The organism is Enterococcus sp. DIV0806c (genome assembly GCF_051710905.1).
GTDB classification, from domain to species: Bacteria; Bacillota; Bacilli; order Lactobacillales; family Enterococcaceae; genus Enterococcus_B; species Enterococcus_B mundtii.
The window spans coordinates 1737023-1749473 of sequence record NZ_JBIOLO010000001.1; the positions used below are offsets into that span (position 1 = coordinate 1737023).

15 protein-coding genes and 1 pseudogene are annotated in these 12451 nt (G+C 35.2%); all 16 read right to left on the reverse strand.

Annotation, left to right across the window (positions count from 1 at the left end; all coding sequences use genetic code 11):
• Positions 1 to 6 precede the first annotated feature (6 nt).
• The gene (locus IGK77_RS08240) at positions 7 to 840 is read right to left on the reverse strand and encodes a phage tail domain-containing protein (RefSeq protein WP_074799168.1); all 834 of its coding nucleotides are present in this window, start codon (positions 838 to 840) and stop codon (positions 7 to 9) included.
• Positions 841 to 844: 4 nt separating this feature from the next.
• Positions 845 to 4327 carry a tape measure protein gene (locus IGK77_RS08245; RefSeq protein WP_074799170.1) on the reverse strand — a complete coding sequence of 1161 codons (3483 nt, stop codon included), beginning with the start codon at positions 4325 to 4327 and terminating at the stop codon, positions 845 to 847.
• Positions 4320 to 4901 (reverse strand): Gp15 family bacteriophage protein, encoded by a 582-nt coding sequence (locus tag IGK77_RS08250; protein WP_074799171.1) that lies wholly within the window; start codon positions 4899 to 4901, stop codon positions 4320 to 4322. Before IGK77_RS08250 ends, IGK77_RS08245 begins: the two co-directional genes overlap by 8 nt.
• 8 nt (positions 4902 to 4909) lie before the next feature.
• Entirely contained in the window at positions 4910 to 5359 is a 450-nt protein-coding gene (locus IGK77_RS08255; RefSeq protein WP_074799173.1) for a hypothetical protein, read from the reverse strand.
• Positions 5360 to 5487: 128 nt separating this feature from the next.
• Entirely contained in the window at positions 5488 to 5946 is a 459-nt protein-coding gene (locus IGK77_RS08260) for a phage tail tube protein (RefSeq protein WP_074799174.1), read from the reverse strand.
• Positions 5943 to 6344, reverse strand: coding sequence for a minor capsid protein (locus IGK77_RS08265; protein WP_074799176.1), 402 nt, complete (start codon positions 6342 to 6344; stop codon positions 5943 to 5945). The genes IGK77_RS08260 and IGK77_RS08265 overlap by 4 nt, the downstream gene beginning before the upstream one ends.
• Positions 6344 to 6670 (reverse strand): minor capsid protein, encoded by a 327-nt coding sequence (locus IGK77_RS08270; protein ID WP_074799177.1) that lies wholly within the window; start codon positions 6668 to 6670, stop codon positions 6344 to 6346. Before IGK77_RS08270 ends, IGK77_RS08265 begins: the two co-directional genes overlap by 1 nt.
• On the reverse strand, positions 6670 to 7011 hold the full coding sequence (locus IGK77_RS08275) for a putative minor capsid protein (protein WP_074799179.1): 342 nt from the start codon (positions 7009 to 7011) through the stop codon (positions 6670 to 6672). The genes IGK77_RS08270 and IGK77_RS08275 overlap by 1 nt, the downstream gene beginning before the upstream one ends.
• Positions 7005 to 7409, reverse strand: coding sequence for a hypothetical protein (locus tag IGK77_RS08280; RefSeq protein ID WP_074799181.1), 405 nt, complete (start codon positions 7407 to 7409; stop codon positions 7005 to 7007). The genes IGK77_RS08275 and IGK77_RS08280 overlap by 7 nt, the downstream gene beginning before the upstream one ends.
• Positions 7410 to 7444: 35 nt before the next feature.
• Positions 7445 to 7609 carry a hypothetical protein gene (locus IGK77_RS08285; protein WP_438713138.1) on the reverse strand — a complete coding sequence of 55 codons (165 nt, stop codon included), beginning with the start codon at positions 7607 to 7609 and terminating at the stop codon, positions 7445 to 7447.
• A gap of 7 nt (positions 7610 to 7616) precedes the next feature.
• On the reverse strand, positions 7617 to 8507 hold the full coding sequence (locus IGK77_RS08290) for a hypothetical protein (RefSeq protein WP_074799183.1): 891 nt from the start codon (positions 8505 to 8507) through the stop codon (positions 7617 to 7619).
• A gap of 16 nt (positions 8508 to 8523) precedes the next feature.
• A complete protein-coding gene (locus tag IGK77_RS08295; RefSeq protein WP_074799185.1) occupies positions 8524 to 9093 on the reverse strand; it encodes a phage scaffolding protein in 570 nt (189 codons plus the stop codon).
• A gap of 120 nt (positions 9094 to 9213) precedes the next feature.
• Positions 9214 to 9462, reverse strand: a complete 249-nt coding sequence (locus IGK77_RS08300; RefSeq protein WP_074799187.1) for a hypothetical protein — start codon at positions 9460 to 9462, stop codon at positions 9214 to 9216.
• A complete protein-coding gene (locus IGK77_RS08305) occupies positions 9462 to 9764 on the reverse strand; it encodes a polymorphic toxin type 50 domain-containing protein (RefSeq protein ID WP_256209235.1) in 303 nt (100 codons plus the stop codon). Before IGK77_RS08305 ends, IGK77_RS08300 begins: the two co-directional genes overlap by 1 nt.
• A gap of 30 nt (positions 9765 to 9794) precedes the next feature.
• Positions 9795 to 10952: pseudogene (locus tag IGK77_RS08310) on the reverse strand (phage minor capsid protein); the annotation flags it as partial.
• Positions 10952 to 12451, reverse strand: a complete 1500-nt coding sequence (locus tag IGK77_RS08315; RefSeq protein ID WP_074799188.1) for a phage portal protein — start codon at positions 12449 to 12451, stop codon at positions 10952 to 10954. The pseudogene IGK77_RS08310 and the gene IGK77_RS08315, both read right to left, overlap by 1 nt.

Here is a 12451-nt window from a genome sequence, read left to right on the forward strand (position 1 = left end):
AATCACCTACTTATACAAGAAACGGAAATCCCATGCTGATTTCACCCTTGTAATATTTTGGATTTCAATTTGATTTACTCCCTCGGACAAACTAATTAATCCATGATTAGTGTCAATACCACAGCTAACTCCATTCAAACGAGGAATGACTCCATCTACTACTAAAGATTGTCCCAGCTTCGTAGATAATGGAGGATAATATATAAACCTTTCACCTGTCGTTCTATTAAATATGGTTGCATTCCCTTCTGACTCACCTTCCAACACAATTCGAAGATAATGTTCTCTCGGATCAATCATGATGCTTCCACCGTTATAAATAGTGAAGCGACTTGTTTGATGCCTGTAACTATAGTCTTCAGAGATCATCCCTTGTGAGAATTGCCATTCATTTTCTAAACTAAAGTCTGATAGTGTAGTTGCAATTGATTCCGATAGACCTTTGATTGCTAACAGATTAACAGTATACCTTGTATAAATTGCCCCTTTTCTTTCATCTTCAATTGAATCATAAACAACTCGATATTTTTTACCTGGTTCTTTACTGTAATTTAAATAGAATTCAGGTTCTTTTGTAAACAATTCACGAAGTTCAGTCTTTTCTAAAACCAAGTCAAACATAGATTTTTCTAAGCTTCGAATATCAAATATTAACGTGATGGGGAAGGAGTCCAAAGAGCTATTAGAAAGGCGTTTACCATTAGTCCCTGAAAATTCAACGTATTCATTTTTTGCTACAGGCATACCTATATTTATATCAATTAATCGTAAGTGCTGATTATCGGTTAACTCAATTCTTTCATTAGCAAATTCGAGATATATCGTCGTTTTTTCACTCATTCAATCACCCTCCATTTGTGTATCGTCTACGATTTATTGTTTTTCCAAAACGATTATCTATATTCTCACCTACTAGAGATCCGTCTAAATAGCTTAAGACCTTAACTGGTTTCCTTGAAATAATCTGTGCAAGTTTATCAATATCAATCTGTTTTTGGTTGTTGTAGGTGTTATTAACGATCTGCGATCCTACAGATGCCATGCCCATTCTCGAAGTGCCAAGAGCTGATTCTGGAGTGATAGTTTTCATTAATCCATTGGATAATTTATCCATTGCTGAATAAGCGGTTTTTGCATCAGCTTCAATACCTACTGCCACACCTTGAGGAATAAATTTACCCACATAGTCTCTCATCCACCGAGAAGGAGAATGTATGCCTAAAGCTCCAGTAATTTTATCTTTGATGTTTCCAGCTACTTCAGCAATTTTAGATGTTACAGCTCCAACCATTGAGCCAATACCATTTACTAATCCCTGAATGATATTTTTCCCAATATCGAATAAGTTGATATTGCCCAACGTGTCCATTATAGAACTTCCAATATCAGTAGCCGCATTAATTACTGACCCAACAGAGCTTGTAATACCAGAAACTAGATTACTAATTAAATCAGCACCTGCACGAAGCATTCTACCTAAGAAACTTGCAATAGAACTTAATAAGCTTGTAATCAGTCTTACACCAGCAGCTACTAATTGACCAACCAAACTTAAAATTCCTCTTACTAATGCACTTATTAATTGGATACCAGCAGATAATAATTGTGGGATAGCACCAATTAATGCTCTAAGTAAAGCACTAATCAATTGTAATGCCGCACTAACCAACTGAGGTAAAACCGAAATCACACCATTTACTAAGGAGACAATCAATTTAATTCCTGAAGAAATCAATTGTGGCACCATATTAATTACAGCATTAACTAATGCAATTATTAATTGAATTCCAGCTGCAATTATTTGCGGAATAATTGAAATTATCCCTTGAATTAAAGCTAATATTAGTTGAATCCCAGCATTAATAATTTGTGGAAGTGCGTTAATTAGTGCTCCGATTAGCGCTAAAACTATTTGGATTGATGCATTGATCAATAATGGTAGCACTGATAGCAATCCATTTATCAGTGCCATTAACATCTGTATTCCTGCATCGATCAATGTTGGTAGAGCTTCAATAATTGCACTTAATAGACCGGTTACTATTGTTGTAGCAGCTGTAACTAATTGAGGAAGTGCTGTAACAATTGCATTAACAAGTGTTATTACTATTTGCAAGCCAATTTCAAGTAACATCGGCAAAACTGTAATAAAGGCATCAACTATAGTATTTATTATTTGAACAACAACTTCTATGATTTTTGGCAAAGCAGAAATGATACCGTTTATTAATGTTGTCAGTAATTTAACTCCTATTTCAATCATTTGCGGTAAGATTTCAGATAAAGCATTGATCAAAGTGGTGATAATTCCTGTTGCAACAGTCAATAACTTTGGTAGTGCAATAGATATGCCTTGAACTAAAGTACTTATGATAGAAGTTGCAGTCTCAGTTAATTTTGGTAAATAAGAGACTATCGCCTGTGTTAAACTTTGAATAATTTGGATTGCTGCTTCTGTAAGTTGAGGCAACATTTCTATAATTTTGTCTACGATTCCAGTAATAATAGAGGTAATAGTTTCGATTATTTTTGGAAGATACTTTGAAATTGAATCTGCTACGTTCCTAATAGTTTCACTTAGTTGGTCAAATACAGTGGCAATCCCATCTGCACTAAAATCACCTGTTTTAGCCCACGCTGCTATAAATGAGATTACTAAAGAAATAACTAATCCAAGAGGTCCTGTTAATCCTAATGCTGCAATAGCGACTTTTGTTAGCATACTTACAACTATAGAGATTACCCCACCAATTTTTCCAAATGATCCTCCAAGTTTTTCTAGTAAATTCCCTGCTAGTTCCATTCCAGAAGAAAAAACTCCCGATAATACACTACCGATTTGAGACAACATTGCCCCAAACTTTTCAATACCTGAGGAAATGACATTTTTTACTGCATGAGCAAATGCTTCAAAAGCTGGTACGACAACCGAAGCAATCGATATTCCTACATCAACAAGTTTTTGAAAACCATTTACTACAGATACAGAAATCACGCCTGCTACACTTTGCAGTGTCGGCAATATAGAAGAAAGTACAGATTTTAAGTAGTCGAAAGCCTTAATTAGTCCTGACTCTATTATTTTAATTGTTTGGTTAACACCATTTTTAAAAGTTTCATTTGTTTTATAGAAATACAAGAATGAAGCGACCACTGCACCAATGACTCCGGCCAGTAATGAAAAAACTGTCACACCAGCTGGTATAATTGCTGCAAGTAATCCGTATGCAGTACCTGACACCCCAAGCATACTAACCATGCTACCTAGAGCAGTAATGATCCCGTATATTTTTGTGACAAAAGCAACCATTGTCCCTAATGACAATGCTGTTTTAAACCCAATGTATGCCCCTGTTGCTGCAACAAAAGCTGGTGCTAATAAGTCAACTATTTCCAACAAGCTATCAAATGCTTTTACCAAATTATCAGAATGACTGATTAATACATCCATTCCTTTAGCCATTTCTTCAAATGCTTTATTGATCAGAGCTTTCATTCCATCAATATTTTGTGCAATGGATTGACCAGTCAGCTTTTGAGTGAGTTCATCAAACTTAGTAATCATATTAGCTACGCCTTTTGAAACAGCATTCCTAAGATTGCCAAATGAAGTAGCAATCCCTAAAGAATTTTCCTTGGCTAAATCAGCTAACATACCTGTTCCAGTACCTAATTCAATTAATTTATCTTGAAATTGGTCAAATGTAACTGTGCCTTCTTTAAGCGCAGTATAAAGATCTCTTTGCGCTGATTTTCCAACAAATCCCATAGCTTCGGCAGTTTTTTGCAAGGCTAACGGCATAGTTTCTTGCAAAGTTTTCCAACTCTCAAGGTCTACTTGTCCTGTGGAGAGCATTTGATTGTATTGCTGCATTCCTCGGCTGGCATCATCCGTTGAAGCTCCCGAAGCAAGAAAGGCATTATTCAAAGCTAATACTGTATCTGTTGACTTGTCTAGGTCACCTGTTATTGCTGTCATTTGTTGCGTGCTTGCCACTACATCATCTAACTTTGTCGGTAAACCATCGATACCATCAGAAAGTTTGTTAATAGAGCGTTGTGATTCTTCAGCACTAAATCCCAAAGCTTTCATGACTTTCGGAAACTTCTGCATGGTATCGAAACGACTGATTGCTGCATCAAGCGAGTTCTTCAAAACATTAAAAGCTGCCGCTGCAACTTTGACGAGGCCTAAGGAAATGACTAAGTTCTTAATTGATGCGCCAGCCTTGTTACTTTTCCCCTTTAACTGATCAAGATTATTGTTTAGTATTGTTACGCCTTTACCATCAACATCAACTTCAATCTGGATTTTTCCATCAGCCATCGTCTTCACCTACTTCCAAATCGGGTAAAGCATATTTTTGCTGCAACTTTCTCATTCTTTCTTTTTCTCTAGTAGATTCTCCTTTGCTTGGTTCCCAGTTTCTAATTTGAATAATGCGAGAAAGGATTGTGTCATCTGGTAAACTCTCTAATAATGCTTGGAACTCTTCCCATGATAAACGTCCTTGTTCTTCAAAAAGATTAATTCCGATTTGTCTAAACGAAGCATAAATATATTTGGCATCATGAACTAAATTGATACTCCTATTTTCTTTACCAGCACTTGGCATAGGATTTCCTAATCGATCTGTTTCAACAATATCAGTATTCCCCACTGAAATATAGTTTTCTAAAATATAGTTGAATAATAAAAACTGTTGATCAGCTGAACCTTGAGAAGTTTCATCAAAGTTAGTGAGCAACAGTCCTAAAGCCATGTTTACTTTTTCTTCTGGAAATAATTCAGAATCTTCGAGAATATCGAAAACATCAAGTACATTATCAAATGTTAAATCTATAGGATGTTCCTTCCCCTCAAATTCTATAGAAGTGACTAACGGATCATTTAACCGCATTTAATCACCTACTTCTTTTTCTTATTTTTCAATGCTTTCTTCTTCAATAAGTCTGCTTTCTTTTTGGATAAGGTGTCTTTGCGCTTCAATGCTTCTTTTTCAATTGCTCCAGCAACTTCAAAAGCAATTGGATCAAATAATTCAATCAATTGTTCTGCATCTGGATAAGTAGAGTAAATTCTTTCAAAAGATCCTTCTCCCAGTAAAGAATCATACTCAGCTTTCGCAAGTTCCTTGGTTAGAGAAATAATGCGAAGTGCATCTTCTTTATCAGGTGTATCAATATTTTTGATTTGTTTTAGTTGCTGTTTGAGTTCTTTCACATGTTCTTCAAATTCAGCTTGCACATCAAAAAAACGTGTCAATTCCTCCGTTGTAGTTCCGAAGAAAAATTCAAGATCCCCAATATTTACAGGAAATCCTTTTTTCTCTAGTTGAAACGATACTTTATTAGTCATAATATCCTCCTTAAAGCTATCCAATTGGACAACTTTTTTAATCTTTGTTCAGCATTACAGGATCGAACCAGTCAGAATATATATCAGATTCATTAGTATTCATGACCCCAGCTAAATTCTGGGGTGTATTAGGGTGTAACTGGCACTTCTTCTGCTTCTGGCGTACTGTCAAATGCAATTCCGCATGAAAAGTCACCATAAGCCGTCGCATCGCCGACTTGTGCAACAGGTTCTGTCACGGTTGCTTTTCCAATACGTTGTTTTTTACCAGAAGCTGATACTACTTTGAACCAAACTTTTCGAGCTTCACCAGATTTACCGATCATATTTTCAATTGCTGCCATGGCTTCATTCTCTTCGTCATATAATCCAGTAAATGAATAACCAAGTTGGTGTGAAGTAACATCAGTTTCGCCTTCACCGTTCCCATCGTAATATCCAGTAGTTTCAGATTCTTCATTTGAATTATCATCAACATTGGAAATCCATTTTGCTAATTCTAACCAGCTATCTTCGGTTGGCGTATCAGCATTAGTAGTTGTAATTAATTGAATAAAATAAGATTGTAAAGCGTTTTTCCGTCTCATTTATTTTCCCCCTCAAATGTGGTTAATTTTGTTTGAAAATCTAATAAAAAAACGAACCAACCTTGTTCATCTGCTTCATTGATGAAGGGCCTGTTCGTTATTGTTAAATTGTTATACTCAAAAGAGCCATCTTTACTTGATAATTCTTCAATATTTTCTAATACATCCGATAGTAGCCACAACGTTTGCTCTATCTTAGAACCGTCTTTTGATTTCATGGCAATTTCATAGTTTAATAGTTCATCTTTGATGCCATCATAATATTCGACGTCGACCTTGCCACCTGGTAATGGATAAATTACTAAACTTTCTACTGCGGAAAGATAACCTTTCCGAATATTTAAAGTTAGATTAGGAATCTGATTTAATTTTTCGTTTAAACAATCAAGAAAATCCATTATTTAATACCCGCTCCTTTCAAAAAAGCTCGTTTCCAAGAATTCATGTAAGCACCTTTAGCTTTTAAATCCCACCTTGGACCTGTGCCTGGAGTAGTATATTTTTTCCCATTTAGGTAGAATTGACGTTGTGCATATTTTGTTTCATACACAATTGCACTACCTGAATTATTAAGATGAGCGCTCTGTCTAAGGTTACTATCTTTCTTAGGAACAAATTGATTCATGTCTGCCATTGCTTGATTAGCTAATGCGTATCTTCCGCTTTTCATAGCTTCAGGGCTAACTTTGCCTTTCACACCAGTTAAGTCAACTTTAATCCCCACTAAATCACCTCTATTTCGTATGAATAGATTACAGCGGAATAAACTTCCGTAACTCTATCGATTTTAGTGATAACATGGTCTTTCCCATCAAATTTAATTAGTGATTGCTCTTTGAATTTTGGCATTGGATCAGTTAAGCCGTTATAACAAAAGATTACCGCATTATAAAGTAATTGCTTGCCACTTGATGAGAAGGAGAATTGACTTCCTCGGTCAATCCGACAATATGCTATATACGTATCATTCCCATAAATTGGCTTATTCCAATCTCCTTCGCCTAAAAACTCTTTATAAATAATTGAATCAACTAAAAATTCTTTCGGTGGTTTTGGCATTACCATGATGGAACACCTCGCTGCAAGAGACCAGTTCCTTCCAGATAAATATAAATATCTTCAGCAACCAATGATTTACTTTCGTTTTCTCCGGAGGGATTATATCTACTAGCATTTGACACACTTGTCCTACCAGCCGAAAAGCTTTGTGGAGTATTATTTATGCTCTCATAAGTATCAGCACCTACCTCATCAAAATAAATGATTTGAGAGCATAGCGCTAATTTAAACTGATTCACACGGAAAGTTATTGGATCACTTTCAAGACTATTAAACTGATAATATCTGTTTGTAATATTATCCAATACAGCTGAAGCCTTCTGTAAATATTTCTCAAAGGTAGTTACAAAGTCATCTGTTTTTCCAGTAATACATTTGAAGTCTTCAAAATCAATATATGTCATATGCCCCTCCTACTAAAGGAGGCATTAGCGCCTCCCTATTTTTGCTTCTTACCCTTATTTTCTTTGTCTTCTTTATTCTCTTCTTTAGCTTCGTCATTGTTTTCAGTTAATTCTTTAAAATCTTTTGCTAACAGTTCTTTATGAAAATCACTATCTTTTTGTACTCTATAAACCATATTAGCTTTTTCCAATTTAATCATCTTTAAATTATCCCTCCTGTGTAGCTGCTGGCTTAGTAGAAACATATAAACCATCTTTTTGTTGTTTTAAGACAAACAAATCATGATATAAACGATTTTGATATAAATATCCGTCTCCATTAGTATGATCACCAGGAGCGAATAGAAATACTGCATTATGTTTTGCTTTAGCAATTACCGCAGGTTTAGCAACTACTAAAAAGTTGATGTCTAACCCATCATCAGCTTTAACAAATCCTTCTGTAAAATCAAATTTTGTTGCAAAACGCTCCGTATCCCATACTTCTACTAAAGTAACACCATCAATAGAAGTTACTCGCGATTCTAATGCAGTCACTCCAACATTCTGATTTGTAATATTGCGATTAAATTCTTTAGAACGTTCTAAAAGATCCATTGTTTCTGATGAAACGTAAGTGATAATATTCTGTGGTTTATATTTACGAATTGGTAAAATAGCCGCTTTTAGTTTCGAGTAAACATTATCTACAGTTAAAATTTCTGAATCTGTCTTTTTATTACTAATTGCTTCAGTTGCCATCTTAGAGAAACGATAAGCATCTACTTCGGGTCCAGCTTCTTCAGTAATAAATGTATTTGAAATTTTTGCAGCTGCTAAATCTTGATCTGTTTCATCCACATCCATCGTGTCTACATAAAATTCGATATCACGATCAAACCCTAACGTATATGTTTCTTTATCGTTTGTATATGAGCCGCTATTGAAGCCTTTACTACGTGAATGATTTTTAAATCCTGTAGTAGAAAGTGTTGTTACTTCAAAAGATTTTGCACCAGTCCAATTTACATTTGGTGTTTCAATTAAAGATGTCAATGTCTCTTGTATTAATTTTTGATCAAATAAACCTGAATTTTTCTTTGCATAGTTAATAGCCATATCTTAATTCCTCCGATTACTCATTAGTTTTGAGACCCAATGCTTGGGCCATTTTTTCGTCATTTGTAACTTGTCCTCTACCCGCAGGATTTCCACCAGTTACAATTGTTGGTGTAGGTTTCTCATTTGGATCTGTTAGCTGAAATAAAAATCCTTTATTTTCTTGCAAGTTTTTTAATTGTTCTTCAAACCCTTGTAATTTACCATCAATGATTTTGATAGTGTCCTTATCTAATTGACCTAGTACAATATCTTGATCTAATGCCTGTGCTTCTTTCAATGCTAACTTAATTGCAAATTCCTTTTGTTGTTCGGCAAGTTGCTGTTCGGAATTTGTTTTCGATTCATCAAACTTCGTCTGCAATTCAGTAAGTTGTTTTTCAAGGTCCTCATTACCTTTTGCTGACTCTTTTAACGAGTTTAATTCAGCTTGATTGTCAGCAAGTTCTTGCTTCACAGTATCACGCTCATTTTCTGCGGCAGCTAGTTGTGAATTTAGCTGTGTCACTGTTTTCCCATGCAACGCCATGATAGATTTAGCTTTTTCCTCCTCTAAACCTAATGCAATCAAATCTTCTTTTTTCATTAGCTGTTCCTCCTAAGTGTTTTTTGAGTGGCAACTCCCACTGTGAGCCGTCTTTTTGAGACTTCCGAGCAGGTCTAGGGCAAAACAAAAAGCACCAACCTATTTGCAGTCAGTGCTTTCTCATTCAATTATTTCAATATCTTTTATATCTTTTACGAAAATCGTAACTGGATAGTAGGAGGCTGGATACGAATAGGGTAGATGCGTACATCCTGTATCTATGTTTAAAGCATCTCCAATGTCATTATCAAAGGCAGTTTCTGATGTATCAACAAAACCAACAATCACCTTATCATCTTTTTTTGTGATTCGTACAATATGATCTTCAAAACTATACATATTAAAACTTTTAGTAACTACCACATCCATCACCTCTCTTCCATTTTGGTTGGAACAATATGAATCCCTGTCTTAGAAATATGAATTTTAGCACGGTTCGTTTTTAGTTTTTCGCCAGTCGTTTGATTCACATATACTCCAATAATTTCAGGAAATTCAATGATTTTACTCTGTTTTGAGTAATCTTCTTCTGTCAATAAAACATCTATCATTTGTTGGGCTTTTTTTGCTGATATAGTTAAATAACTAGGCGCTTGTCCTGCTCGTGTTCCCTTAGCTAAATAGCTATCATATTCCTTTGTACCTCGTACATGCCGATTAAATTTATCCATGTTTATCTTACTTCTAATTTTATCATATTGATTATCATATCTAAAATCTTTAAGCAACCTGTCAATCGGTGTATATACTTTCTCCCGTGCATAGTTACGTGAGAGGTATGGATTACTGTCTATCAACCCTCTAATAGCACGTTGAGCATTAGTAATGTTTCGTTGCCATTGGCTCGCACCATCAATATTTCCCATCTCTTCTGCAATCATTTTATTTTTTTTGAATTTAATGATTTGTCTTTCAAAATAGCGCTGTTTCTTTGTCAATTCAACTACTTTTGCATTCTCTTCAGGATCAATTTTTGGCTGATTGTTAGTATTGGCTCCAGGAATGAATGGAATATGGAGATGTTGACAATTTACCCCTCGATGCCCACCTGCTGTCCCGTATTCCGCCTGCCAATTAGGATCATAAATACTTCTATATTTCCAGTTGTATGGTAATTCCGATGTCTGCCTTAGATCTACAACTTGCCCTTGAATTCTAGAACAAGCTTGTCGTGCTCCCATATGACTTGTGACTACTACTGTATTGACCCCATATTCGCTCATACGGTCCTTTCTTAGAGTATCGTAAGTATTTGCTAGGGTAGACTTTAAAACAGTTCTAACGTAACGCTCTAAGCTCCATGTATGGCCCCCTTTATCTGTAAAAGTAGATTTGATACCTTTTTGTGCCCATTCTCTAATCGTTTTTTCCAATGCTTCATCAAACGTAAATAGACCACTGTTAAATGCAGCAGCCGTCTTATTGATTATCTCATTGTACATTCTCGTTGTTGCAGTACTGTATCCGAAGTTAGTTGAGAGTAAAGTTTGATTGACGTTATTGGTGATATCGGACCATGCTTGCTCATGATAGGCCTTCATTATATCATCGAGATTTGATGGTAAAGGTCTGGGATCGTAAGGTAATTGCATGTCTAAATCCTTTACAATTCTTTCTCCTGACTCCTCAAACATCTTTTCAACCTCACCATGTGCGATTCCTGTTACTTGAGAAATAATTTTTGTGGTTTCTTTATTAAAAAGATGTAGTTGCTGAAGTTTTTCCCTTTGCCAGTCTAGAATGTTGCCGTGACCACTATGCAATCGTTTGATAAGAATTCGTATCAATTCACCTTCTAATGATTGATAAAGATGTGACATGTTACTGGACCATAAATCTAATTGATGAGGCGTTATCACTATTCCTCATCTCCTAACTCATTTTCAACAGCCGTTTGCTCATGCTCTGAGTAATCCATTTCAAGATTTTCAGCTCGTATCTGATACACAATCTTTTTTGCTTCTTTTTCTGTAACGCCAGTCAACTTTTGAATAGCAGTAAGTTTTGATGTTAAACCTGCTGTTACTAATTTTGAATAGTAATCAGCTTTTGCATCCTGTGACTGAAACACGCCATCGTCAAAATCGATGTTGGCTCCAAACTCTTTGACAGGTTTAAAGAGCCCATATGCTGATGCCAACTCAAATATTGTAGTGATTAGTTCTTTCAATGCTTCTTCCACGATAAGAACGTTATCAGATCGAGTAGAAAAAGTTTCTGAATTTTCACTAATGATTTCTGTTGCAGTTTTAACAGACTGACCATCAAAACTAAACGTTCCACTAGAAAATCCTGTTTGAAGCTCAATAATACGCAAAATAAAATTAATACTTGCTATAAACTCCTCAGATCTTAATGAAGGAGAAAATTCATCGATAAATGGTTCATCTGATTTCAAACGTTGAAAAATTGATGTTTTACTATCAAATCTTTTCATAGGTTGGCCTTTTTCACTATAGCTATACTTAAAGAAGTGATCAGAGGCCAAGATTTTTCTCCTTGCTTCCTCAATTTCCCACATAAACTCATCGTACTTCTCATTGATATCTTTGAGTTGTCTTTTAGCATTGTCAATAATTCCGAGACTTAAAGGACTATCTAAATCGATATTGTTTTTCCCTGCTAATTTTATATATATAAAAAGAGGACGACTGAAACCTTGTAGTATCGTCTCCTCCTGTAAGTTTTTGTACTTCTCTAAAGAACCTAGCGGGACTCTTACTCCAACTTGTTTTTGATTTTCAGAACGATATAATTCATTTCTTATGCAATACTTCTCATCAATCCATTCATGAAATTCAAGTAAAGTATAGTAAATCATTTTCTTACCTTCTGCTTGTTGTGTTACGGTTGCAATAGCTGCTTCTGAAATATCATTGGTATTGGATTGTAGTGGGAAAAATGTATCTGCTCGACAGAAAGAGATTCTAATTTTTCCTGATTTAGTATCAACATACGGTCTCAATGCTAATCCGCCAATAGCATACCCAGCTTCTAGCTCTTCACCGAAATTTTTTCTAAACTTGTTATCAACAAACACCGATTGCAAAAATCTATCCGCTTTTTTATCATCTAAGCTTATATTGCATCCGTCATTAAATACTAATTTAGATAGTTTTCTAGATACTACTTTGGATACATTTAATGAGTGAAATGGGCGTGTCTGTCTGTGTCCATCGCTATTTATATACTCAATATCCTTATAAACACTTTTGTAGATTTCTTTATTAGCTCTGATTCTGTTAAGTTCACTAGCTTTCATAGCAATTTTTGGATGATCAGTAATACTATTCAATGTTTCAACCATTCCTATTTTCGCACCTCCAATCTTAAATAAAGCTTTTAATTTCTCGAACAT